Source organism: Halosimplex yunnanense, assembly GCF_054504345.1.
The window spans coordinates 121,276-145,635 of the sequence record NZ_JBTJEL010000032.1 but is presented as its reverse complement, the minus strand read 5'-3'; the positions used below and the strand labels follow the sequence as shown (position 1 = coordinate 145,635).

Below are 24,360 nucleotides of genomic sequence, written 5' to 3'. Positions count from 1 at the left end.
GCACCCACACGTGATAGAATGACTGAGGACTCTGCCGTTACGGAACTTATGGAATCTGACCCATACTATAGTGCAGAAGGAGGGTCGGCATTCCACGGGGACAGTCGAGAACTGCTCGAAGAACTGCCAGATAATTCGATTGACTTAATCGTTACTTCGCCTCCGTTCGCCCTTCAACACCAGAAGGAATACGGAAACGAGGATCAGGAGGGATACAACGATTGGTTCATGGAGTTTATCCCTGAGGTTCGTCGGGTTCTCCAGCCTCATGGGAGCTTCGTCGTGGAGATAGGCGGAGCGTTCAAACGAGGATACCCTGAACGCTCTACTTACCAGTTTGAATTAATGACCCGGCTCGTAGATGAAGATGAGGGTCAGATGCATCTCGCTCAGGACTTCTACTGGTACAATCCTGCCAAACTTCCATCTCCCATTGAGTGGGTAAACGTTCGGAAGATTCGGGTCACTGACGCTATGACCCACATTTGGTGGTTGACTCCGGAAATCAACAAAGACTCAGCTGTTGAGGAGGGAGAGCAGCCCCATCCTGAAGCGAATAATCAGCGTGTCCTTCAGGAATACTCTGACTCTCAGAAAGATTTGATCGAGACGGGCGAATTCAACGACGGAGAACGTGGTTCAGGGCACAACATAGACGAGGAGGCGTTTGCAAACGAAAACGAAGGGTCGATTCCAGACAATCTTATCGAAGCCAGTAACACGGCCAGCAACACACACTACCTTAATATGTGCCGTGAGTTCGACTTTGAATCGCATCCTGCTCGGTTCCCTCGCCAGATTCCTGAATTCTTCATCGATTTCCTGACTCCCAACCCGCCCTACGACGATTGGGACAACGGCTACCTCGACAAACCTGTGGTTCTCGATATCTTCGGCGGATCGAATTTAACAGGTAGTATTGCTCAGCAGAAGGGACGCTACTGGATGGCGTTCGAAAGAGAACAAAAATACCTCGAAACCTCGCAGTTCCGGTTCCTGACGGAAGAAGAGATTCGAAAGCGTCTAGACGATTCCCAGTCCGACTTTGGCGACTTCGCTTCGGTCAGCGACTAATTCTCTGAATCATCATCAGAGGTGTAGTCGTCCAGTGACGGTTGATCTTGGTCGAAATCAAACTCATCCTGGAACTCTTCTAAGGCCTCATCTTCTCGGTCGATAAGGTCCATTTCGTCTTCCTGTTCCACTTCTCGTCTATCAAGTCGTTTGATATTGTGAATTCTACGGGCTTCGCCTCTCAAGACAGTGAGTAGATGGTCGGTGTTCTCGTCAAGCTCCTCGATATCGTCGCCTTCGAGAAACATGATGGCAAGGTTCTCGTGTCGCATTACTTGATTAGCGTACTGCCTAGCGTCCTGCGAGACGCCTCCTCGGGCGATCATGAGGATAGTATTTGTCTGTATGATTCGGGCAATTCCGACCTCACGAGAGACTTGTTTCGACCCCAACTGACTCTTAGTGTTTTTACACTGGATTTGCCAGCGGTTGAACGTGGTATCGATCTCGTCCATCACTACGTCCACTTCGGAACCGCCTGTCTTCCGACCCCGAACCCTCCAACCAACGAAGTCGAGCCCCAGCAACCTCCCTGTTTTCACAGCGAGAGTTTCAAGTGCAACACCTTTTTCGTGGGTGGAATCCGAATCCAGTTCCTCCATTACTTCTTCGAACGAAAGCCTGAGGACATGGCGAGGAACACCAACACGCTCTGAGAGATCGTCAAGAACGGGCTTCAGAACCTCTGCGTCGAACTTGTCGGTTGTCTCGATTAAATTTGGCTTCCCTGAGACGTGTTCCCATTGGATATACCCTGCTTCTTCCAACGGGTCAAGCGTCCTCCGACTGATATTAGATTGTCTGATGTCAACTCCATAGGCATGTTCAGCGATTTGTTTGACTGTCCGGCTCTTAACCTCTCCTGGTGGATCAATCAAGGCTAATGCACGGAGGAATGCCTGTTGTTGCTCGTTGTGTCCATCAAGATCTACGATATCCTCCGAACCGACCCCGATTAGCTCCTCAATTCGAGTGCGGTCAATATCGTAGCGGTGCGTTCCTTTATTTACAACGCCCGCTTCGGACATCCACGCCCGCATCTGACTCCAATGGTTGCTCGTTTCATCAATGTGGAAGTCGTACTGCTTCTTGAATTCCTCTTTGACGTTATCGTTGACTGTCTTTCGTCCTTCTGCCTCCAGGTCCTCGACGATCTCAATTCCCTTCAGCCCATGGAGGTTACGTAAGATGTACTGAGCGAATCGATCATAGAGGGCATCTGGGTCGTCACGGAGATCATAGAGTTCGTCGCCCAGTTCAGTAAAGTAAAACTCGTCATCAGTGATTTTGTACCCTCTATCTTTCATTCCTAGTCGGACGTTTTTCGCACGAGTCGTATCGTCATCGTCGGGGAAGAATGTCTCTCGGACGGCTTCGTCGAATGCGTCTTCTTGACCTTCGTACTCCTTCGCCATCTCCAGAACGACAGCAAGCTCTGGCCGGTTATCGTCCGAGCGGAGTTGCGCTGGAGAAAACGCATCTCCAAATGGGAGATCGGTGTCGTGACGGGCCATTATGATGATAAAACAGCTCTTCAAGGCCTAACACATAAAGCTGTGGTTAGTGAGATACCCTGAAAATAGGCGCTATATACAAAGGAGCTTATTCGACCTAAGAATTATGCCCAAAGAAAGTACTAGAACAGTCCCAGTTGCGTAGGAATTTTGTTCCAAATCATAAATTAGATATACGACAGTACCAATTCCAGTTCCATCAAATATTATGACCTGCCAACCCTCTACCACTTACCGGAATTGCAGGCAGGCAGGTGCGTGCGTGAATTTGATACTTTGAGGTGTTACCCCTCTACGTTAACCGACGGGGCGTGTTTTATGACACGTCGGAAATTGTCAGCGAGTGGCCCATCCTGAATTATGATAGTTACCTCCTCGCTATGTAACCCTGCAGTCTCTCCGGTTTCAATTATTGAGGTAGCAACGGCTTCGAAACAAATTTCTGGAGGCGCAATCACAGAAACCGGTTTCAAACCGGCCTCAGGTCCTTCTACAGTCGAGTGCAATACGGCGTAGTCATCATTGAGTGCGCCAATTCTTGATATTGCTTTGTTGCAGTTGGACTTGTTACCCAGGAATTCAATTGTGGTTACTCGCTCCTCATCAAGCTCATCGATTATTTGATTTGCTGTACTCTCTTCGATGGACATTCCAGTCCTTGAGATGTGTCTACTCATATTTTCATTTCCACATGGTTTTCTGCCATCCGGTCTCTCAGCCTTGATCCGCTTCATCAAGGCGCCTACCAGTCAACTTCCATATAATATTCAATAGTCACTTGTATTAAATCCTCGGAATTTACCAAGGTGAAAGTGAAATAATGTCGAGGATGTAGCTAAAATTAGATAGAACATTGAAAATCCTCAATACTGGTTAGCCGTTTCGGGAAATCAGAATTTTGCCCTCTACTGGAGATCACGTTCTGAGCTCAAACGAAGAACACCCATATGTAGACTTGTGGCTCTGCTAAAACACAATAGAACGGGTACTTCCAAAAGAAGATTGTCGGTAGCAGTTCCAAGCCCCACTTCCATCCACTGGTTTACCACTGAAAACCAGCACCACTTGCACCCACTGGACCCGGTGGAAACTCCTTTAGTGTCATATTTTATATTTTTAAGTATGAGTGTGAATAAGCAAAGAAAGAAAGAATTCCTGCAATCAATCGTAGTAAATAGTGGAGTAGCAAACGTCACCCAGATTCGAAGCGAGACAGGTTATAGCCGAAATCAGATTGACTATTGGTTTCCCAAACTCGTAGATGATGGGCTAGTCAAGAAGCAGTACGACGACCAAGAAAGGCGGGTAGCTGTTCTCACCGAGAAAGGAAGAACCGAGATCGAGAAAGGAGAATTTGGACGAGACCTTCTTGAGAAGGAAGACACCGGAGTAGATGAAATCACGCTCTCACAATCTGAGTTTGGTGAATTTCAAGAACGGATCGAGAAGTTGGAACAAGCTAACCAAGCACAACAGGAGCGAATCCGAGAGCTTGAGCAAAACCAAAGTCACGTATTGAAGGCAGTTGGACTGCTCCAAATATGGTATGAAGCATGCTACAACTTACTGTCCGACGAATTTGCTGTACTCGACAAAATGGAGGAAGTCGAAGAAGAGATAATGGAGCATGACGACCTCCCACCTTCATTTCAGAAATACAAAGAGGAACGGTACGACGAAGAGTAATCCACTTTATTCTCTGTACTCGTCTTCAGTTAAATCACAATCACAGAGAGAGGGGTCATGATGTTCATCGATATATCTCACATCTATATTGGCAAAATCAGAAGTCAACATCTGTGCCATCATACAGCGTTTTCCATTCTTAGCTCTGTACCTCATTTCTTCATAACCGGATTGGAGTAGATTTCTCATCGGGCGTAGCTCAGAAAATTCCGAGATGAGTTTAAAGCCGGAACCATACCAAAATTCGTCAGCATTCCTGAAGTCAGAAGCAGATACAAACCCAATGACGACGCCCCGTTCTATGTTGCTATTCTGGTCCTGAAACAACTGGACCTGTACGAAAACATCGGACCCGAGGAATGGCTTGATTTCCTTTACTCGATGTAGAATATCAGGGTCTGACGGTGTTTTCTGCTCCCACATTTTCCTCGCTTTAACGTCAATGAGGAAAGGCTCGTCAACGTCTTCAAGATACACTCGAATGTCTGATTCAGTGTTTTCTTCTTCATCCACTATCTCAATTCTACGAATCTTGGGAAATTCCGAGAGAAGTTCAAAAACAAGTTCTTCAGCTACGTAACCAATTACTGTATCTTTCGTTTGTTCTGTGGTAGACCGTCCAACATCTTTCCCTCCATATTCTCCCAACTCTCTCGAAGCTGCTCGTTGAACTGCTCGATTCCAGATCTCGTCCGTTATTTGAATTTCATACTTCATCAGCAACAAGATGTTTTAGAAGAGTATTTATAAATCTAATCGCATATTCTTCAGATGAATAAAATTATAATAGATTTCTTGAACAAAAGCTACGAAATGGTGTGGAATACAGTGTTAATTTTATTCGGCCAAGATAGACGAGTCAATTCCTTTTTTATACTCCGCTAGCTCATCCTCGAAGTCTTCCTCAGCCTCTTTCTCCAATTGAGCCTCTTCGTGGTTCACTTCAGCCGGTTCAATCAGTAGTCCATCGACTGACTTCTCATTGGATTCAAACAAATTCTTGTATTCCTTTGCGATTTGAGTTACAAACCAAGGATTGTCATTAAGACGCTCGAAAATAGGAATCTCATTAACTTCCATACAATCTCCGTCGTGGAAGTGATTCAGTGCAAGGAACGCAATATCGTCACGAAGTTGCTTTCGTTCCTTAGATGTATTGCCTGGAGTTGTCTTGTAATATTCAGCCATCCGATGAAGACATTCTATGACTTGCTGGGTTTCAGCAAGGATACCCATGGCAGATCCCGGACGGTCCCGTTCTAAGACGTTTTGGAGAGCATTTGCTCCATCAACATTTCCTGTCTCACTTTTAAGATTCGTCCGAGAACGGATTTCGTCCTCAACTTGCTCAACGAAGTTATCCATCTCGCCTTCGCCCGAACTATAGATTTTGTCGAGAACGTATTCTGTATATGAATCATAGGTCGCATCGACCATACCGGGGTAGACATCCTCAGCACAATCCCGAATATCCTGAGGGTCAGACAGTTCTTTATAACGAGCCACAGCCCACAGAGCATGCTTTTTCTTTTCCCCATTTCTGACCTGAGTGAGGTTGTGCTTGGACGGGTCGAGACCGTCTAAATTATCAAATTCCTTCGGCTCCATCTCACTCACATCTATCTCAGCTTCAGCTCCTCTCAGGACATCTGCAAACATACCTTCATCTGCTTCCATTTGTGAGTAAATCCACTCCGTAGGCGAAACTATATCGTGCCCACGTACGTGGCTCAGAAGCTGCTGTTTAGACTGGAGTCGATGAAGTCTGGATCGGAAAGGCATGTTCAACAACCGGACGATGGCTCGATTTATTTGGTATGACTGCTGACGAGTGTTTACAACTTTCCTGAGTTCCTCAGCATCCTCTTCACGAACTGTGTAACTAGTACGAATCGCATCTACATCATCGTACTCTGTGTCGTCCTGCGTTTCTAAGGACTGGAATTCACCACTAGACAGATACTGGTCATCGTATACTCGCTCCTCAGCAGAATTTGGGAGATGGCCTTTCGAACTTACTACAGGGACAGTACTAATCTCATCAGCAAGTTCTTGCTCGACCTGCTTCTCCATCTCTGCGATTGGGTCGTTTAGAAGAATCTCTGAGAGAGCTTCCCCAACCAGCTTGCTTGCGTGCATATTGTCCACCTCATCTTTCCAGGCATCTATAGACTCAAGCACGCTAGCGTCCATCTTGACATTCTTATCCTTTGTACTACCTCGATTGAGAGTTAAGTCAGTTAATTGACTCATATTATATACTATATAAATACTTATATAAATATGTTGTGCCATTTTGGAAAAGAAAGAACAAACATCTACGAATCACAGAAAGTGACGATGTTGACTGACCAATTCAGAACTACCTCTGAAAATTATTTTTTAGAAAGATCGGAGTGAGATGAGGAGCAGCAAATAGTAGAAATCTGAATAATGAGGAAAACGTCTGAAATAGCTGATTCTAAACAGAGGACTACTCCAGATTACATTCAATCCGATTACGAAGATTGTGCCACCATTAGTAAATTGGCGGTCATATAGATATACCGTAATATGCATATTAAAATATGCAATGAACCTAACTAGAAATAGTATGTATGTATGTATGCGTTGCTGTGGCGGTACGGAGGAGGGTGCGGTCGGGTTGCGGAAGGTTAGGGACACTCTTCAAAAAGCGGCTTGTAAACCTCTCAACGTCCAACATAACGGGATATAGGTGGTCGGGCCAATCTACACAAATAAACAGCGCCTCTCACTACAATCGGAATAGCTCCAAAAAAATATTTCTGAGGGTGGTTGCACCAATCCTTATTGAGTGAGCGAAGCGAGCGAATGAAGTAGATGGGAGCGAAGCGATCTTGAACTCTCTTCAATAGAGTGGAAAGGTGGTTGAGAAGGTCGTCACTGTCCTAAGATTGAGTGACTGGGCAATCGTCTAGAATAGAGTGGGAACAACGTTGGTCATGGCGATACGCATCCATCTTGTTCTCTTCACTGAGGTAGATTCGTTCGTTGCAACTTGGACAAGTAATCCAATTATCTGGATTGGTTTTCTCTTGCATATTTAAATAATATAACTTCCAGTCTAAAAGTGTTGCTAGAATGATATTAGCTTCATCAATAATACAAGCCGTATTTTCTACTACGATGTGTGATAAGTGCCAGAGTACAGCGACTGTTGCTTCATGCTACCACTGCTACACAGAACTGTGCTTAGATTGTAGGAATAACCGTCCACAGAACGTCCAGAATTGGGTCAAGTGTCCGTCGTGTGGTCGCTGGGACTTCCCAGGAGCGGGTCGGGAATGACTCAGACACACATCTTCGAGGTCGATGTGTTCACTGTTGTACTTCGAACTAGATCTGGCTATGTTACTGAGGTCGAATGTGAGTGTGATTCTTCGGAAACAGAATTCATCGAAGACGTGTACGATAGAGGACTAGAGAGGGAGCAATTCTGTCGTCATACGGCTGAGGCGGTCATAACTTTCTACAGTGAGTTTTCGACTGAAGTTGAAAGCGAAGTCCGGAGGATAAACTGATGTTAGGACTATTTAATTCAGGTTCTGACGATGAATTCGTTCCTGAGGAAGACCTTTCCCCAGAAGAGTTAGAGCAGTTCGATTTCTGGGGGACTCTCCGGCCACATGACGATGTTATATTTTTCCGGTCTGATGGCACTTATCTCACGATACTGTATGTGGACGGAGGGACTGTCGTTGATGCTCGATGTGGGTGTGGAGATTTTACTAAACCAGATGTTGGGGAAGATTTGAGAGAAGATCTCGTTTGTCGCCATATAAAGCAAGCCACTCGTGTCGTTCTGCATCAGTTTGAGGAAGGAGTAATCCAGACCGAAGACAAAGACGAGCTTCCAATCCCTCCTGCGTTTGAAGAGGTTCTAAAAAAAATGTAGCCTATATTCCTTGGAGATGGTCTCGTCTCTGCTCCATTTTCACTTCCAAGCTCCGTTTAACGTAGTGTTTGGTCGAGCGGTTCTGTACCAACATTCATGCGGTCACTCACAATATTATTCGGAACGTCTTCGAGCAGGTGGTAGATAATGCTCCTCGGCGGACGAATGCGGAATAACTGTAGAAGGACAGCTACTAGCTCCTGACCAAGAGTTGGCTTCGCACTGGTCCGAGATATGTTTGCACGCCTGCTGAAGAGGTGCTCAACTACGCAGTACCGTTACAATTTTTAGCTCAAATTGATGTCGTCCTTCACAATGATATCGTAAACCTCGGAGTCGTACTCAACGTGTTCGTGAAGGAGATCACCTACGAGTTCTAACAGAACTTCACAGTCCTCCACCAAATCAAGAACTTCTTCTTTATTTTCTATTTCCAAAATTTGGAAGATATTGTGTACGAAGTCTCCCCGGATGCTGTTTACTCGATTTAGAATTTCTGTCTCGTTACTGTCAATAATATCAGATTCACTCAGTACGAATTTATAGAACCCTGCATTCAGATTTCGATCCGACTGTAATCTCTTGTAGGCATTCCGCTGTCTCTGACCGTATACATCCGAGTCATCAAGCACATGTCCCTTTCTGGAATAAATTGCCCTAACCAATCGTTTAGTATCGTCAGAGGGGGGAGAGCACCTGAGTTCATCTGAAACGATGATATAACTACAAATTTCGAAGTAGGAGATCGTCAAGGTACAAAGTTGATATAAGTCCATCCCTGTTGGCCCAAAGGCAAATTTCCAATTAAAATCATCTCTGGACTGTATCTCTGTTTTGATGTCTGTAGCTAGTTCTTTGGATTGGTTTCCAAGATTCTCGATCCATTTCAGAAAGAATGCGTTAGTTACCGAGAGGTGATAATCACTATCTATTGGGAGTTTTGAGTATTCCCAGTTGGCGGTGTGATCGTCCAACACTTACTACATTGAAATCTTGTACGACAATAAATCAAATTATTGGTAAATAGTCATGTCCGGTCACATATGGACTTGATATCCAAGATCTAGCAGGCTTTGATATCTCTAACGAACCGGTCCCATGTGAACCCAGTTTCCGAGCAACAGAAAGAAATATTCACTCGATACTAACTGGTACCTCCGCTCTCTCAATGAAACAGCTACTATTCCCTCGTACGAGATACGGACCCTGTATGCAGCAAGATGCTACGAACTCCACTCAAATCTGATAGAACGCTCGTCGATCAATAAGCAAATGTACTGAGCAGGCGATTGGGTCTCACCTGTCCTGAAATCAACTTCCTTGAGAAATGTTCTATGGCACCTTGATGTGAACCGCTGTATACCAGCCCCTATGACGGCTAAATTCCTTGCAAGTGGTCTCGCCTCTGTTCCATCTTTTCTTCCAGACTTCGCTTGTCGTAGTGCTTGTTGAGAGTATCTTGTCCCACATTCATGCGGTCACTCACCACTCCATCGGGAACATCCTCTAACAGGTGATACGTGATTGAGCCACGCCGAACAGAGTGCGGTGAGACAGTGCTGGGACAGCTACTCGCTCCTGACCAGCTATTGTCGTCGCAGGTGTCCACGCCCCGACCGTGCGGGCAGTCGCCAATCATGCACGGGCGTGTTATCTGGTAGACGTAGTTCCTGATGGTATTCTTGTGAGGTCGTCCTGAAGAACGAGTTAACAAAGGTTTCCTTCCGAAGTCATCCTCTACATCGTGCCGGTTTTCATCGATATAGTCCGATAAAACCCTACACTGAGAGCTTGAGAGAGCGATAAACCGACTTCCATCTTCTTTATTCTTCAGCGGAGTCTCGGTTTCAGGTCGGTGTTTAATGTGGAGACTCATATTCGATTCGTCGTAGTCAGAAAGGTCTAGGGAATGGAGTCCGCCCAACCTCATCCCACACTTGAACATGAGCAAAAAGAGAGCGTGGCGAAAGCTGGCATACTCGTATTTCTCCAGATGCTCCAATATCCGGATTGCTCGCTCTCCCTCCAAGATCTCGTCTCGTACGTTCTCATTTTTATCGAGGTCTGGACTCTGGACAGCTTCACTCAAGTTCTCTTGGACCGCCTCGATTCTTTCACAGTAGCGAATAAACACTCGAAGGGTGTCCATCTGCGTCTTTTCGGTAACCTTCGAGATACCGCTTTCACGACGCCACAGCTTGTATTCATGCATGTCCCGCCCTGTTAGTTCGTTCAGGTTGTCTACTCCTTTCTGCTCACACCAATCCAGAAAGTGGCCGAGTCTACTCTGGTGTGAGTAGTACGTCCACTCCGATACTTCGTTACTACGCTCCTGAAGGTACATTTCAACGGCTCGCTTGGGTTGTAGTGATTCCATAGTATCTTTCCTGGAATCAGGAGGAGTTCTAACAGCCAGTGTCATGGTCGAACAGGTAGCACCCCTTGGCTGGCACTCAGTGGTGCTGAGCGGAGTCTGTAGGTGGGAAAATCCTGCAGCGCCCATTCCTTTGCCGCCCGACTCGGATACAATTCTGTTCATCCGGTAGCGCCGCTGTTATTACGGGAATTAGCCGATACTGGCGTTTCGGAATCGGCCCCTGAGACTGACACAAGGTCGGGACAAACTGCGGCCCACCGCCGTCCTGCGATTCCCCGACGCAAAGCCCCGTCTCCGACGGGAGGGGTGGCGGCATGAGTCAGGCCGTCGACCAGGGGGAAGAGATCCCCGAGACGGCCGTGCGGAACCGGTCGCAGTACGCCGACACCCTGCACCGGCTGGACCCCGACGCCGACGAGCCCGAGCCGGCGTGCGTCGAAGCAGAGTATCGAGACGATGCTGAGTTCACGGACGTTCCTGTCGCGGCGTACCCCCACTACAGCCTGTGCGGGAACCCGGAGTGTTTCGGGAGTGAGTGGTGGTGACGTTCCAGTCGTCCCTCTTCCACTACGAGGAAGACCTGTCGGTGCTGTCGGACGCTCAGCGGGAGGTGTACGAGGCGGTTGAGCAGGACGGCTACGGGATGCGCGAGTATGCCCGGAAGACCGGTCGGTCACCTGGGACTGTCGGGAACCTCCTGCGCCGGGCTCGGCGCCGTCTCGACGGAGGTGAGAGCGCGTGAACGCCGACCGAGACCGGGCGGCTACCTCCCAAGAGTTCTGGGCCGGCGCGGCAAGCGGTTCGTCGCGGAAGATGCTGGCGCGTGCCCAGAGGTGGCTGGAAGGGCCGCGACCCTCGCGGATCATGGTCAACTACCAGACCATGCTGAACGGGCGGGATTCCCGGTGGAGAGACTACAACCTGTTCATCGACCCTGGCGCCTACTCGATGTTCGCCCCGCCCGAGAAGGGCGGCCAGGGCCTCGCGGAGTATCCCGAGTCGACCGAGTCCTACCTGTACGATATCGGGCAGATACAGCCCACCCGCTACGCCTGGCGTGATTACGTCTGCGAGGACGACGTTCGGGAGTTCCACGACTGGACTGTCGAGAAACAGCAAGAGCGGACGCTCGACCGGCATATCGAGTGTGCGAACCTCCACGAGGACCTAGGAATCACCGCCGAACCGGTGGCCGTCGTCCAGGGCTGGAAGCCGGCAGACTACCGGCGACACGCCCAACAACTCCGTGACCACGGGCTGGTGACCGAACGACTCGGTATCGGCACGATGTGCGGCCGTGACGACACCGGAGTTTGCGAGGAAATCGTCGCCGCCGTCCGTGAGGTACTCCCCGATGTAGAGTTGCACGCGTTCGGGCTGGACAAGCGGTGTTACGACAGCGAGTTCATTATCGATGAGATCACTTCGACGGACTCGTTGGCGTACTGCTACCGCTACCAACGGCCTGCCGGGTGGACCCGCTGGGAGTACATCTTCAAGCTCTACCTGGACCACCGGGCGGCCTGGGACAACGCGGTCGGTGGCGCCGAGTTCCAGTCGCGGGAGAACCGAGATCGCGGCCAGTCCTCACTGGAGGGGTTTGCGTGACCGAGTTCGTCGCTGCCTCTCGCCTCTACGACGTAGAGGCGGGCGAGCGCATCCGCTGGGACTGGAGCGGTCAGCAATCGGTCGCAGAAAGCGAGGCGCGGGTCCAGCGCGCCGTCGCTGAATCCAGTTACGAGGGGTGAGGGAAATGCGAACAGTCGAACTCGCCCCACACGAGTTCAACGCAAACCTGTTGTTTAACGATAACGGCCTCGCGCCGTTCTTCGGGCTGGATAGTGCCGTCAAGCAGGCCGGCGGGTCCCGCCGCGAGGAGTTCCACGCCGACGGAGAGCGGTGGGTCGCTCGGCTGTCCTACCAGGAGAGCAACATCGTCCACCCCGGTAGTCAGACGCCGCAGGGGACGGACTTCCGCATCGAGACGATCCGCGAGTACCGTATCCGGATTCTCCGTCACCCGTCCGAAGACGCTGTCGGACAGCAGGATTTCACGGCCCACGTCGCACCACGCTGGCCGGGGATGAAAGGCGAGAAAGACGACGGGGCGCGCGTCGAGATCCCCGTCCCCGATGGGTTCGGCGAGGGTGTGAACGTTCGGGTGAAGGGGTCAAACATCGCGTTCGAGCGCTACCCGAAGCTTCTCCGCCGCGCAGCCGGCGTGCTCGGCATCGCGGCGCGGTACTTCGAGGACCCCCACCCCTACTCGAACATTCAGGACGCCGAACGATACGCGCGGGTTCACAAGGATGCCAGTGGCCCCGTACACGCTCGCGATGGTCCGCTGGCGGCGATGGGTCACCTCTTAGAGAGCGACCGTTCAGGCTACCGCAAGGTCGTTCAGAACGACGACGATGAGCGTGGCCGGAACCTACCCGGCTACTACCACACAGCGACGCTCGACGCCAGCCGGGTGCGCGAAGCGTTCCCCGACCACGCCCTGCCGAAAGAGGTGAAACACTACTACGCCCGCGAAGCGGCGTCGATGCCCGACGACCACCCGCTGTCTCATCCGAAGGTCGGCGCGTCGCTCCAAGCGTCGCTGCTGGAGAACGACGAGACGGTCCGCTGGCGAGATCTCGACCGGCTGCGGCGAGAGCTTGACCAGACCGTGCTGTCGGTGCTGGCCGACGCCGGACTGGACGTTGCGCCGAACGATGGGCATGGGCCATTCGTCGCGGATGCGTACTTCGAGCCCGCCGTCGACGAGAGCGGGCCGGACCCCATCGGGCTTGACCTAACGCGGGTCGAGCAGTCCCAGGAGAGCGTGGTCGTGCGCCACCTCGCAGACGGCCTCTCGCCGGTGCAGTGGGAAGCGATGGAGACGTTGGTAACCGACGGCGGGCAGGTGGCCCCGGCGGACATCGCGGACGCTCACGGCCGGCACGTCGAATCCGTCCGGCGGGCGCTCCGGGAGATGGACGATCTCGTCGAACGCGAGTATGCGTCGGTGTCGTTGCGCTCGGAGTACGTCGCCGAGATGGTTCACGCCGCCGTCGACGAGGCGCGCGACAGTCTCGAACGTGCAGTGGACGCGACGGCGAAGGCGATGGAAGCGGCCGAGCGTGGGCTGAACGAGACGATGAGCGCGTTCATCGCGTGGGCCGCCCGCCACGGTGTCGACGTCGATGACGCCCGCGAGGCTCGGATGACGCTTCGGTTCGAGGGAACGGTCGCGAGCAACGTGGGCGAGTCCATCCGCGAGGGGTTCCGCGTCTGGAAGGACGCGGGGATGCCCGAGCAACGATACCGCGAGGCGCGAGTCCGGTTCGGTGACGGCTCGATCAGCGACGCCTGGCGGTTCCTGAACACCGGGTAGCAGCCCGCCCGAGTAGAGGCATCACTGTCGTTCACACTTGTTTTTCGGGTACTACCCAACTGAATTTGCGCTCCACAGCTGTGAATCCGCAACCTCGGTTGTACTCGATGGATATCGCGAGCGCCAGCTGGGCGTCGCCGCCGCAACAGAACCCAACCCGGGTGGTTTGGTTCCGGCTTAGGGGTGTGGCTAAGGCCACTGACCCAAAATACACCGCGCGCAATCTTCTATACCACAGTACTGAAATCCACCGTTGACAGAGAGTTCTCTGAAATAAATAGAGCAATACAGAGACACGTATGATGATAGGACAGGTACCTCGATTAATCCCAACTACTATACTCTCAGTATGTGCAGGATGAGTTAATGAGCTTCGAGAGTGGGAACTCGGTAAAACAAGACACATTTGTTCCTGCGATTGCAGAATTTGGGGAGGGAGTTGAAGAAATCGGGGAGGATGCATTCTTACACTGGATTATCGAACAATTGACTCATTTCGAAAATGGTTCTCCATCTGATCCAGGTGAAGGGTTTACAGATTTTGAATCCATCAAACACGACAATATTGTTGTTGATTTGCCTCAGTCTGAGATCGACCAAGTCATTCGTACTAAATACCAGCGAGAGGAGTACCAGGAGATGGATGCATACGTTGATGATGAGTTACGTACTGTACGTAAGAGAAATTTGAGTGTAGTAGAGATATATTTTTTAGATCAGATCGTCCTTTTTCGCGGCTCAATGGAAGAAGTACACTCGGCAAAGAGTAGGTTAGAGAATAAGTTGTTAGAAGAACTACGGTTAACGACAGTAAATCTTACTCCAGGAATATTCCGGAGATTAGAAAATTTCCCTGTGAAATATGCGATGCAACTAGATTTGAAGGAAACGCGTAGTCTGGCAATAAAGGGGGCTGAAGATGTTTCCGAAGTCCGGATTTTTGGTAGAGATAAATCAAACGAATACGACAGATATATATCAGAACATGGGAAGATATCGTATTTAATGGGATACTTTGAGTTCTACGCATATAATATATTGTCAGACATATCTGAGGACCGAATACATATTCGATCTTTGGACCATCCAGACAGAAATATAGGAAAAGGAGAGAAACTTTTTGTGATGTTGGCCTTCTTGAAGAGGTTGGTGGAAATTAACCAATCAAAAGAGGGACGAGCATAACTATCCCAATGGCGGGCCTATCGCGATCAACAGTAATCACTTGGTTAAGAAGCCCAGAGTGGGGAGCTCTCTCATTTATAACTTCTTTAGGGATTATTACAGGTTCCGTGGTTACTTCAATAAAGGGAATCTCTCAGATCGTTCTGATAATCTTCGGTATTGTGATTTTTTCTGCCTTTCTTGCTGCGAATTATTATCTTAGTGGGATAGGGATGGTCTGCTTGCAAACAGATCCTTCTTCATCCGCTAAGAATCACTATATGAGGAGCTACCCAATACCAGATGGGTATGCAGAGTTTGATGTATATTTAAACATACCCCATTGGTTAGACAGTTTTTCAGTGGAGATCCAACATGATGGTCCTTTTACTATCGCTGCATGGGAGTTGCCTGATCCAGTCTCATTCAACAATGAAGTAATCCATTGTGACGGAGATCTAAAGAAAGTCCCATTTGTGTTAAGATTCGGGGGAGAACCACAGGAGATTGGTGATGCAACCTACCAAGTGAAATTTATTGATTCAAAAACTGAACGTACTATATATAGTATTTCACTCAATGGGGACAGTAGAGTTGAAACAGATTTGAGTTTTGATGACATAGATCAAGATGTCGTGGAGGCTCTTGAGATCGATGAACCAGAAACTGATTGAGTATTCCAATCATTAGATTATTAACCCGTTGAAGAAAATGTTTTGCAGATATCTAGTTTAGCTTGCTTTGTGTTTCTATGACCTCCTCCACCATGCCATGTGAGTAGTGGAAGCCGCGACGAATGTCGCATCTTCATTTTCAGCACAGTGATGCCTTGGCCCCGAGATCGATAAACAACGAATACATACCAGCCGTTGGCTTTCCGAAGTTGTCTGTGATACCTCTCATATAATTTGAAGTTTCCTGGTTGGCCGTCTGCATGCGTCCTCATAGTGGATTTAATTTCAACCGGAGTTCCGTCTGATCGTCTGGCGTCATGCCAGCTGCTACGGTCAAGTTCCAACCCATAGCGATCAACAGCCTTTTTCTCACAGATTGTCCCATAGTGGTTCGCTCGATGGCTCGGCATCTCACGCGCTCCCCGCGCTCGTCGCGCGTCTTATATATGCACCGGGCCGCCCCCACCCCGCGCCCGGCCCATCGGTTGCTCTCGCTCCCGCAGGGACGAGAGCCGGCTGTGGGCCACTACTATAGGGGGGACGGTTGCGCTTTACAGGTTTACATTCGGCTGCAGTCATGCGATTACCTCCTCTACCTGTGAAACCCATTCTGCCTTCTCGCCGCCTTTCTGGTAATCGTCGAACCAGTTTGAGCAGGTAGTGTGGCTGTACGGTACGAATTGGGCGGTTTCGCGAGCGCTCATATCCCGGTTTTCCATACACTCGCGGATGGTCCACATCGAGACGGTTTTGACCCTGTCTTCGTCCATCCCGGCATCTTCGTCACTGCCCGGTCGGTCCCAACTCCACTCGCTCGCTTCGTCGTCGTTGTACCGCCAGTCGGTCGGCGGGACGCCCTCGATCTCGTACTGGATATCCGCGAGTTGGCCGCCTTTGATGCTATCCGCCACGATGGCTTTCTTCTTCGAGACTTTCTTGACGATGGTCCCGACACGCCACAGCAGCGGGTGAATCGATTTTTCGCCGTGAGCGATGTAGATGAGCGCCCCGCCGTATTTGCGGATGAGATAGACTAACGGCGCCATTTTCTGTGCTACCTCGAAGCCCTGTTCGCCCTGCCCGCCGGCGGAGACGCTAAACTCGTCGCCGATGAACGTCTTCGGGGACTGTTCGTTCTTGAGCGGGTCGCCCTCGTGCTCGACCCACTCTTTTAGTGTCGGATAGTTGGGAATGAAGCCGTCTCGCGCTTCTCCGTAGTCGTCGATCCACGGGTCTTTCTCGCGGAGAGTCGCGATGTTCGTCGCGACGAGATGGTTGCCGTCGACGAGCGAGTCGCGGCGCTGCGCGAGCAGTCCAGCGAAGTTGGTCTTTCCGGCGCCCATCTCGCCCAAGACGATGATGACTGGCGCCGGGCCGGAGACGAGATCGTCGATTTTCCCGATGGCCTTGATGCCGGAGATGTCGGCCTGCTGGCCCTGGTCGCCGGTCTGATGTTTGAGCGTCTGCATATCGCCGTTCTGAAGGGCCTTTCGGCCGGCGTCGGTCGCCTCGATGCTGACGATGTCCCGGTGTTCCTGGAGGTCCTGCGCTTGGCCGGGCATCTCTCCCGGCCGGTCGGCTGCGGTCGGGTCGTAATGCATCCGAATAATCGAGAGGTAGCGGGAGAGCTGCGGGTCGCGGACGTGGCCGGTGTGGGGGTCGGCGACCGGGTCTTTGTGCCCATGCCCATCGACGTGCTCGCGGTACTGTGCGGGCGTATAGACGTCGTTGTCGTCAGTCATCGGCGTTCATCCGCTGTCTGTCGTTTTTCGCCTTCTCGATTCTCTCGTCCAGTCCGTCCTCTGTCTTCGAGCCGGCGCCGGCATAGTCGTCGATGCTCGGCATCTCATCGGCGTCGAGACTGGGGATGTCTTCGTCGCCGGTCATGTCCTCGAAGACGTCGCGAGCGGCGGTCTGCTCCAGCGTGACGCCGCGCTCGCGGGCTTCGGCGAAGTCGTTGACCGTCTGCTGCTCGTACTGGGTGACGCCGCGGGACCACGTCGCGCGAGTGTTTGCGAGCTTCTCAATCTGGTCGAGCATCCACCCGTGCATATCGACCATCATCGACTTCGCGGTGAACAGTTGCGTATCCTCTAACCCCGACAGCCAGACGCCCTTGACCCGCAATTCGTCGATGTCGTCGAGATACTCGTATTCTTGGACGGCCCACGCGCTGCCGCCGTTGATGGGGTACGGGTCCGGCCCATCGACTGTTTTCTCGCGCCACGTCTGCGGCGGGACGTAGTGTTTCTCGACGTCTTTCTCGCTCGTCCCGCGGGCGTTGACGTGATGGACTTCGACCCAGTTGCGCCGGCGGAGCCAACGAGCGATCGCGACGCCACCGAGGTAGCACGGGATGCCGAGGACGAGCCACGCGATGAGCGCGGCGCCGACCCACGTCGGCGGCGTTGGAATCTCGGGCTGGTAGTAGGCGAACAGGCCGATAGCGCCCAGTACCATGCCTGTGACGAGGTATTTGAACTCGCCGATGAGGTAGACGATGTGGTCCGCGCGCGAGTCGAACGTCGGCGCCGGTCCGTCAGCCATCTCAGGCCACCTCCGGACGCCCGCGCTCGCCGCGTAGCTCGTTCCATCCGGCGATGACCATCCAGACGAACGCGACGACGACGCCGATGATCACGCCCTGAAGGCCGGACAGTTCGCGGATAACGTCGAGGCCGCCGCCGCCCTCTTTGACTATCTCGCCGTAGAGGGCCGTGTTCTCCGTCGAGAGGACGACTGCCGCGCGACCGTTGACCTTCGTGACCGGAATCTCCACCGTGGAGGTCTCGCCGGCACCGAACGACTCGACGCGAGAGGTGCCCTTCCCGCCGCCATTCGCGAGGAATCCGCCGTCAGAGAACACGATGTTCTGCGTGATTTCCGACCGGACGGTGACGCGGGCGACGCCCTCGCTCTCGACGAACTCGCTGGCGACGATCTCCGTCGCGCCGTCGACGCGAGTCGCGTTCCCATCGGAGTCGGGCGCCGGTGGTTCGGTCGGCTCTGGCGTCGGTGTCACGGTCCCGTTCGGGCCGAGCGAGACGTTCGGGAGCGAGATGTTCCCGTCGTCGGTCGCGTTCGCGAGCCAATCGCGCGCCCGCTCGGTCTGCTTGCCGCCGCGTTCGGCACCCTCGGAGCGGACCCACTCGGCGACGGTCCGGACGTCGTCGACGGTCGCGTTCTGCGGGTCGACGTCGTCGAGGACGTCGTCGGCGGTCGGCCGGGGCGTCCCGGTCGCGGTCGGCGTCGCCGTGGGGGTCGGCGCCGGCGTCGACGAGCTCCTCTTGGTGGGCGTCGACGTCGAGGCCGTCGGCGTGGTCGTCGCGGAGATCGTCGGCGCGACTGTCGCGGTTTCGTTCGGCGTCGCGGTACCGTTGTGGGCCGTGGGCTGTGGGCTCGCGGCGACTGCGCCGGTCGCGAGAGCGAGCACTACCAGCGCTGAGAGCACAAAAAATCTCATTTCGCGGGTTACCTCCTGTTGCCGTTCTGGCTGACGAGGATGAGCGCTGCCGCACCCGCTACGGCGACGAGCGCGAGCGTGCTATTCCCGCCGCCGAGCAGTCCGCCGCCGCCGCCGACGCCACCACCGACGTTCTGCTCGCGGGCTTCGATCTCCGCACGTTCTTTTTGCAGGTCTTGGTACAGAGACCGCAACTCTTGGACGTTCGCCGTTTCATACTGTTTCTCCTCGATGGAGTAGTTGGTCCGCTGCTGGCCGTCCGTCGTCGTGACGTTGCCGAGCGTGAAGTTCGATTTCACCTCTCTCAGGCTGTCTTCGGTGACGAGCCATTGTGAGCCAGCGAGGTTATCCGGATTGTAGGTCGTCCCCGACTGGAACTGTCCGCTCTCAGGGTTCTCTTCGCTATAGAGAACGCCTTGAAGCTCACTTCCGTCTTCGAGGGTGAGGTTCACGTGGCCGGTCGTGTCCAGCGCTTCGGGACTGTTGACGCCGAGAGATGCGAGCGTCGCGGCGGCGTGTCCCTGGAAGTCGTCGCCGGGGCTGCGCTCCTGACTCAGCACGTACGGATCAACGAGGTCGCTCTCGTTGATTTCGCCGGCCTCGAGCTCGGACCACGTGTTGTCGACGATCGTCCCCATCTCCGCTTTCACGTTGGTCGACTGTTGGTCGATAGCCGACCACATCGAGGCGTAGACAGTGAAGTTGATCGCTTCCAAATCAGGGGCGTCACCGTCGTAGCTCTGGACATTCAGCGTTTCAACACGGTACTGGTCATCATTCGGCATGTACACGCCGTGGGTGATGCCGACCGACGCGCTCCCGTCCGCGCCCTCGCTGATGTCGCCGCCGTACTCACCACTCTTGATGTTGACAGTCGGGATACTCACCGTCGATTCATTCGCTAACGCGACAGTGCCGGACCCGTAGCCCCTGACTTCTGAGCCCCATGTGCCGCTGGTAGAGGTAGATCCGGGGTTTGGCTGGCTGACGAAATCTCCGGACACACCGTCAGTCGAGTCGGCCAGATTATCGAGATACTGGTAGTTGTTGACCTGCGTGACCCATGCACTCCGCACGTTGAGTTGCATGGTGGAGTAGAAATCATCGACAGCGGCCTTTGCAGCCGTCTTCGCGGCCGCCTTCGACTCTCCGTTGTTGCGGGCCTTGATGAAGGCGTTCCGTCCCTTGATTGATGCGACAGTTGCACTGTCTTCGAGACGGTTCGAGACGACCGAATCGACCGTCTCGAACGACGCTTTCGCGTTCTGTGCAGACTGGTAAATCTCGATTTTCGCCTCGTTCGCGTCGAGTTTCGTCGTGTTGCCCACGTCGGTCGAACCGGGGAGCGCGTTACAGTCGGTGATCTCAATCGCAGGGTTCGCCGCCTGCGACAGTCGTTCGAGATGACCACAGCTGTAATCGCGGTCCCCGCCGGACGACGTGAGAACGTCCTTGTTGCGCCAGTCGGCGCGCTGGAACGCCTCGCCCGTGCCGATGGTGACGTTCGACGGGACGCCGCTTCCCGAGATCTCGACGGTCACGTTGTCATAGGCCTTCGAGTTCCGATAAGCGGGTGTGTCTGTCCCGAGGTTCGCCGCGTTGTAGGTGTCCTCGTGGACTAGCCGCTCGCCGCCTCCGGGAGCGGGGTCGACGGTGATTCGAACGGTAAACTCGCCAGTCACGTCCGAAACGTCCATCGCGACGTACTCCGCGCTCGATGCGTCGACGGTCTTCGAGACGTTCCCGGCCGCTGCGAGCCCGGTCGCGAACGGTGCAGCCACCGAGGAGACGAGCAGCAGCGCGATGAGCGCGGCCGGCGCGATGCGCGAGCGGCCACCCATCATGCGCGGCCCTCGCTGTGCATCCCGAGCGGGTCGTCGTCCTCGTCGGGCTGCTCGACGTCGTCGGCGTCGGCCTGTCGCTGGCGCAGATGGTGTAGCGCGATGACCGCGAACGCGACCACGGCGGGGACGACGACGGGGAACGGGTCACCGACGATAGCGGAGGCGATGGTACTCCCGGAGACGCCGATCGTCCCGACGAGCCCATAGCCCAAGGTTCGCTCCATCTCTGTCACCCTAGGTACGAAATGACGTAGTAGCCAGCTGCCTGGACGGCCAGCGAAACGATGCCGACGATGGGTTCGGCCTGGACGGCGTCGCGCAGCCCGAGGATGTTCAGGCCGGTGCCGACGACGAGGATGACCGTCGCGATCATGACGTAGCTCTCGACGGTCGCCTCGCCGGTCGCGAGGTTCGCCAGGTCCGTGTCGACGTCGAACTCGTGGCTGTTGTCGTCCATGCGGTTGGTCCCGTAGGCGGCCAGCAGCGACAGCAGCGAGAGGACGAACGCGATGGTGATCTGAGTGCCGTCGAGCGTCCAGACGCTCCCGGAGAGCGCGTGGCCCATGATGCTGATAGTCGCGATGCCAGCCGTCACTGCGGCCGACAGCGCGAAAACGGTGCCTGCGATAGCGTCTTCCATATCGATTTGTCCGAACATGAGTCAGTCATCCGTCCGCACGGACGGATGACCGACGCTCGGCGAGGGTCTAGTAAAAGACAGGTAGTTTGTAAGATGATAGTACGAAGACTGAAAAACAGCCAAGGACATGATCAAATCATGAGTGAGAACGATCCTGCAGTTGATGAAATATTGACGAATATTCCACTCGATGGGTTACCAGGACCGAACAAAATCCGTGACTATAATGCTGTTTTCCGGACGGCTCGCGACCACGGGTATGAGGAGGAGGTCGACCGGTTAGTAAAGTGGGCAATTGAAGAAGTACAGGAGGACGAATACAATCACCTACCTGGTGTAGGAGAACTTTGTAGACAGCTTGGTGTACTCAGTGGTGTGGATGAAGACCTCGAAAGTGATCTCCCCCGGAATTTCTGACGAGAATCAACCATATTGACAAAGCCCCCACCGGTCGCACGTCGAGAAGAACGCTCGACGCGATATGCACACGAGGGAAATCTGGCCGTGTGCATATTCGGAGCCCTCCCCGGGCATCAAAGGTTGAGCTGGGGTGCGGTGGGCCGTGGGCCAGTACGGGCTTTATCAGTAATCGGGCTTCCAGTGACTCGCTCAGACCTGCTTTTTGGCCTCGTGTTCACGAGCGGTTGGTATGCGAATCCGTGAAGACGGCAAGCACGGGCACAGGACCGACACGATCGAGCAGGCCGCCGAGTTTTGGGAGTGTAATAAGACAACTGCGCTCTTAAGATCCGCCGATTTCTCCAAGCGGATAGACAAACGGATACAGAAGCTGTTGAAGAAGGATGACCTCACAATTGAACAGAAACAAGAGATCGCAACAATTCTCTCGATTCCTGGGATTTACCAGATATCAGTTGAAGAAAGGATATCGGTCGATCTGGAGGATTAGAGGTGAATTAGAGATAATGTACTGGGTTTCGGGATGGCATCGTCTGTTTCTATTCACCATCCTATATCGACAGGATCAGTCGTTCTTGATTCTCGGAGCAACGGTAAATGTTACGTGACCATCTCCGTCAGCGAAATCAAAGTCCGCTTTGAGCGGGCGGTCCTCTTCCAATTTTAACGTAAGCGTTTCATCTGGAGGAAGAGAATCATTCAGATAAGTCAGATACTCCAGATCGAAAGTCGAATCTAATGTCTCAATAGAGAGGTTTTCTGCTTCTTCATTTGAAATAACGCGCCTGGTCATATTTGTATCACCTGTTGCTTTGATCACCAGTTTCTCGCCTTCAGATTCGGATGTGAAACGGATATGGTTTGAAAACATATCTGCGGCGGAAACGGCAGCATTAAACTCTGATTTACCGATCTCGACGGTAGTGCTATAGTCAAGTTCTAAAGAATGGGGTCCTTTGTCAATGCGCTCTCTATCGATTAGTCCAATTCGGAATTCCTGTATTCCTGTGTATGCGTATAGAGCATTGATTTCGAAATCTAACCGCAAATGAATATTAGCGTCCGGATCAGTATTATCTAAAATCTTCACCATTTCCTCCAGATCGAGGCCAAATTCGGTATCAGATACGTCGAATGATTCAAAGGCGGATTCCTCGATCTCGACGACGGTTGACGCTACTTTTGGTTCATCAGCAAGTGGCATTGTGACCCCGCTATCGGTCACTTCAACAATACAGTAGTCCGCTAAGTGAGAAAGCGGACTGAGTGCTCGGTCGAGGTCTCCAGCGTTGATAGTTACATCAAACATGATTACTTGCTATTCTGTTAGACCTTAGTGTACTTATTTACCCCTGATATCTTTGAGTTTCAAGAGATTAGAAGCACTCCTTTTTCTGAAGTAGTAGTTTCTAACGAGTAATCGGACATACTCCATCACTTCAGAGTCAACTTCGTAGTACGGCGGGTGGAGTTCAACATGATCTGGGAAGAATTCAACCTCCGTTTTGTCGGCCCCCTCTTCGTCACCATCAGCTAATAGAAGACTAATCTCAAAGCCCTTCTCGTTGATCCACTCATCAACAGAAAGTTCACTCTCGATAGGATGGAGAATAATCTTGCCCTGGCTAGGAATCCCAAACAATTCATTCTCTAAACTGGATTTTAGCCTTGACGCGAATATCCCCAGATTAGGAAGTTCTGACTCTAACTCAGGGAAAGAGAATTTGAATCCAATATTGAACTCTATATTTTTCACGATCCGTGATTCCTGAGCTATCCCAGGATCTTCAATCTCATCGTCTTTTTCTGTGACTAAGTGTATATCTACTTGATACTCATACGACGACCCGATATGCTTTACAGAGGTCTCTCCATCTACCCCATTCCACTTAATCTTCGCCGTATCAAGCCTTTCACCACTGGATTCACGCACTTCATCTAATACGTCTTTCAGTTTCTCTTTGATCTCGATTGCAGTATACTCATCCCTGGGACTATAGCTAAGATAGAAACTCGCATCAATAGGGTCAATACGGGTTAGGAAAGATTGTGCACGGAATTTCAGCCGCTGCAGAAACGGCTGTATTAGTTTCTTGCCGAGGGCGGCATCCAAAATCCGGTCAATTATTTTTCCGACAATCCACAAACCGATGGCTATCAGGAAGCCAGCGAAGGTTTGTGCACTTAGTACCCACTGAAATACACCCAT

General features: G+C 52.4%; 27 protein-coding genes. 12 read left to right on the top strand and 15 right to left on the bottom strand.

The window, feature by feature from the left end; genetic code table 11:
* Positions 1–18: 18 nt before the first annotated feature.
* Positions 19–1,074 (top strand): DNA-methyltransferase, encoded by a 1,056-nt coding sequence (locus AB2U09_RS07625; RefSeq protein ID WP_459192110.1) that lies wholly within the window; start codon positions 19–21, stop codon positions 1,072–1,074.
* Here AB2U09_RS07625 and AB2U09_RS07620 read toward each other — a convergent pair.
* Both AB2U09_RS07620 and AB2U09_RS07615 read right to left on the bottom strand, forming a co-directional pair.
* Positions 1,071–2,588 carry a restriction endonuclease gene (locus AB2U09_RS07620; protein ID WP_459192109.1) on the bottom strand — a complete coding sequence of 506 codons (1,518 nt, stop codon included), beginning with the start codon at positions 2,586–2,588 and terminating at the stop codon, positions 1,071–1,073. The two genes, AB2U09_RS07625 and AB2U09_RS07620, sit on opposite strands and share 4 nt — an antisense overlap.
* 284 nt (positions 2,589–2,872) lie before the next feature.
* A complete protein-coding gene (locus tag AB2U09_RS07615) occupies positions 2,873–3,322 on the bottom strand; it encodes a hypothetical protein (RefSeq protein WP_459192108.1) in 450 nt (149 codons plus the stop codon).
* A 388-nt stretch (positions 3,323–3,710) separates the two neighbouring features.
* On the opposite strand from AB2U09_RS07615, the gene AB2U09_RS07610 reads away from it, so the two are divergent.
* On the top strand, positions 3,711–4,274 hold the full coding sequence (locus AB2U09_RS07610) for a hypothetical protein (protein WP_459192107.1): 564 nt from the start codon (positions 3,711–3,713) through the stop codon (positions 4,272–4,274).
* Between the two features lie 6 nt (positions 4,275–4,280).
* Here the strand turns inward: AB2U09_RS07610 and AB2U09_RS07605 are convergent, their stop codons facing one another.
* Both AB2U09_RS07605 and AB2U09_RS07600 read right to left on the bottom strand, forming a co-directional pair.
* The gene (locus AB2U09_RS07605) at positions 4,281–4,991 is read right to left on the bottom strand and encodes a hypothetical protein (protein ID WP_459192106.1); all 711 of its coding nucleotides are present in this window, start codon (positions 4,989–4,991) and stop codon (positions 4,281–4,283) included.
* Positions 4,992–5,111: 120 nt separating this feature from the next.
* Positions 5,112–6,527: a hypothetical protein gene (locus tag AB2U09_RS07600; RefSeq protein WP_459192105.1), complete on the bottom strand. Its 1,416-nt coding sequence runs from the start codon at positions 6,525–6,527 to the stop codon at positions 5,112–5,114.
* Between the two features lie 1,288 nt (positions 6,528–7,815).
* Between AB2U09_RS07600 and AB2U09_RS07595 the strand changes: the two genes are divergently transcribed.
* Positions 7,816–8,190, top strand: coding sequence for a hypothetical protein (locus AB2U09_RS07595; protein ID WP_459192104.1), 375 nt, complete (start codon positions 7,816–7,818; stop codon positions 8,188–8,190).
* Between the two features lie 287 nt (positions 8,191–8,477).
* On the opposite strand, the gene AB2U09_RS07590 is transcribed toward AB2U09_RS07595, so the two are convergent.
* Together AB2U09_RS07590 and AB2U09_RS07585 are read right to left on the bottom strand one after the other, a co-directional pair.
* The gene (locus tag AB2U09_RS07590) at positions 8,478–9,167 is read right to left on the bottom strand and encodes a hypothetical protein (RefSeq protein ID WP_459192103.1); all 690 of its coding nucleotides are present in this window, start codon (positions 9,165–9,167) and stop codon (positions 8,478–8,480) included.
* A gap of 401 nt (positions 9,168–9,568) precedes the next feature.
* Complete coding sequence (locus AB2U09_RS07585) at positions 9,569–10,612, bottom strand: tyrosine-type recombinase/integrase (protein WP_459192102.1); 1,044 nt, start codon at positions 10,610–10,612, stop codon at positions 9,569–9,571.
* Between the two features lie 269 nt (positions 10,613–10,881).
* Here AB2U09_RS07585 and AB2U09_RS07580 point away from each other — a divergent pair, with 269 nt between their 5' ends.
* The 7 genes from AB2U09_RS07580 (at position 10,882) to AB2U09_RS07550 (ending at position 15,784) form a co-directional block, all read left to right on the top strand.
* Entirely contained in the window at positions 10,882–11,112 is a 231-nt protein-coding gene (locus AB2U09_RS07580) for a hypothetical protein (RefSeq protein ID WP_459192101.1), read from the top strand.
* A complete protein-coding gene (locus AB2U09_RS07575) occupies positions 11,109–11,309 on the top strand; it encodes a sigma factor-like helix-turn-helix DNA-binding protein (RefSeq protein WP_459192100.1) in 201 nt (66 codons plus the stop codon). The genes AB2U09_RS07580 and AB2U09_RS07575 overlap by 4 nt, the downstream gene beginning before the upstream one ends.
* The gene (locus AB2U09_RS07570) at positions 11,306–12,175 is read left to right on the top strand and encodes a deazapurine DNA modification protein DpdA family protein (RefSeq protein ID WP_459192099.1); all 870 of its coding nucleotides are present in this window, start codon (positions 11,306–11,308) and stop codon (positions 12,173–12,175) included. Before AB2U09_RS07575 ends, AB2U09_RS07570 begins: the two co-directional genes overlap by 4 nt.
* On the top strand, positions 12,172–12,315 hold the full coding sequence (locus AB2U09_RS07565) for a hypothetical protein (RefSeq protein WP_459192098.1): 144 nt from the start codon (positions 12,172–12,174) through the stop codon (positions 12,313–12,315). The genes AB2U09_RS07570 and AB2U09_RS07565 overlap by 4 nt, the downstream gene beginning before the upstream one ends.
* 5 nt (positions 12,316–12,320) lie before the next feature.
* The gene (locus tag AB2U09_RS07560) at positions 12,321–13,946 is read left to right on the top strand and encodes a DUF7845 domain-containing protein (protein WP_459192097.1); all 1,626 of its coding nucleotides are present in this window, start codon (positions 12,321–12,323) and stop codon (positions 13,944–13,946) included.
* 366 nt (positions 13,947–14,312) lie between these two features.
* A complete protein-coding gene (locus AB2U09_RS07555) occupies positions 14,313–15,131 on the top strand; it encodes a hypothetical protein (RefSeq protein ID WP_459192096.1) in 819 nt (272 codons plus the stop codon).
* Positions 15,132–15,139: 8 nt separating this feature from the next.
* Complete coding sequence (locus tag AB2U09_RS07550; protein ID WP_459192095.1) at positions 15,140–15,784, top strand: hypothetical protein; 645 nt, start codon at positions 15,140–15,142, stop codon at positions 15,782–15,784.
* Between the two features lie 20 nt (positions 15,785–15,804).
* On the opposite strand, the gene AB2U09_RS07545 is transcribed toward AB2U09_RS07550, so the two are convergent.
* The 7 genes from AB2U09_RS07545 to AB2U09_RS07515 form a co-directional block, all read right to left on the bottom strand.
* Positions 15,805–16,194 (bottom strand): PD-(D/E)XK family putative nuclease, encoded by a 390-nt coding sequence (locus AB2U09_RS07545; RefSeq protein ID WP_459192094.1) that lies wholly within the window; start codon positions 16,192–16,194, stop codon positions 15,805–15,807.
* Positions 16,195–16,359: 165 nt separating this feature from the next.
* Complete coding sequence (locus AB2U09_RS07540; RefSeq protein ID WP_459192093.1) at positions 16,360–17,526, bottom strand: hypothetical protein; 1,167 nt, start codon at positions 17,524–17,526, stop codon at positions 16,360–16,362.
* Positions 17,519–18,331 carry a hypothetical protein gene (locus tag AB2U09_RS07535; RefSeq protein ID WP_459192092.1) on the bottom strand — a complete coding sequence of 271 codons (813 nt, stop codon included), beginning with the start codon at positions 18,329–18,331 and terminating at the stop codon, positions 17,519–17,521. Before AB2U09_RS07535 ends, AB2U09_RS07540 begins: the two co-directional genes overlap by 8 nt.
* 1 nt (position 18,332) lies before the next feature.
* Positions 18,333–19,247, bottom strand: a complete 915-nt coding sequence (locus AB2U09_RS07530) for a DUF8063 family protein (RefSeq protein WP_459192091.1) — start codon at positions 19,245–19,247, stop codon at positions 18,333–18,335.
* An 8-nt stretch (positions 19,248–19,255) separates the two neighbouring features.
* On the bottom strand, positions 19,256–21,091 hold the full coding sequence (locus AB2U09_RS07525; RefSeq protein WP_459192090.1) for an Env/VP5 family phage fusion protein: 1,836 nt from the start codon (positions 21,089–21,091) through the stop codon (positions 19,256–19,258).
* Positions 21,088–21,315 carry a hypothetical protein gene (locus tag AB2U09_RS07520; protein ID WP_459192089.1) on the bottom strand — a complete coding sequence of 76 codons (228 nt, stop codon included), beginning with the start codon at positions 21,313–21,315 and terminating at the stop codon, positions 21,088–21,090. Before AB2U09_RS07520 ends, AB2U09_RS07525 begins: the two co-directional genes overlap by 4 nt.
* Before the next feature lie 5 nt (positions 21,316–21,320).
* Positions 21,321–21,731 (bottom strand): DUF8023 family protein, encoded by a 411-nt coding sequence (locus AB2U09_RS07515; protein ID WP_459192088.1) that lies wholly within the window; start codon positions 21,729–21,731, stop codon positions 21,321–21,323.
* Between the two features lie 138 nt (positions 21,732–21,869).
* Here AB2U09_RS07515 and AB2U09_RS07510 point away from each other — a divergent pair, with 138 nt between their 5' ends.
* Both AB2U09_RS07510 and AB2U09_RS07505 read left to right on the top strand, forming a co-directional pair.
* Positions 21,870–22,148: a hypothetical protein gene (locus AB2U09_RS07510; protein WP_459192087.1), complete on the top strand. Its 279-nt coding sequence runs from the start codon at positions 21,870–21,872 to the stop codon at positions 22,146–22,148.
* Positions 22,149–22,380: 232 nt separating this feature from the next.
* Positions 22,381–22,641, top strand: coding sequence for a DUF7692 domain-containing protein (locus tag AB2U09_RS07505; protein ID WP_459192086.1), 261 nt, complete (start codon positions 22,381–22,383; stop codon positions 22,639–22,641).
* A 75-nt stretch (positions 22,642–22,716) separates the two neighbouring features.
* Here the strand turns inward: AB2U09_RS07505 and AB2U09_RS07500 are convergent, their stop codons facing one another.
* Positions 22,717–23,460: a hypothetical protein gene (locus AB2U09_RS07500; RefSeq protein WP_459192085.1), complete on the bottom strand. Its 744-nt coding sequence runs from the start codon at positions 23,458–23,460 to the stop codon at positions 22,717–22,719.
* A gap of 33 nt (positions 23,461–23,493) precedes the next feature.
* Positions 23,494–24,360 (bottom strand): hypothetical protein, encoded by an 867-nt coding sequence (locus AB2U09_RS07495; RefSeq protein WP_459192084.1) that lies wholly within the window; start codon positions 24,358–24,360, stop codon positions 23,494–23,496.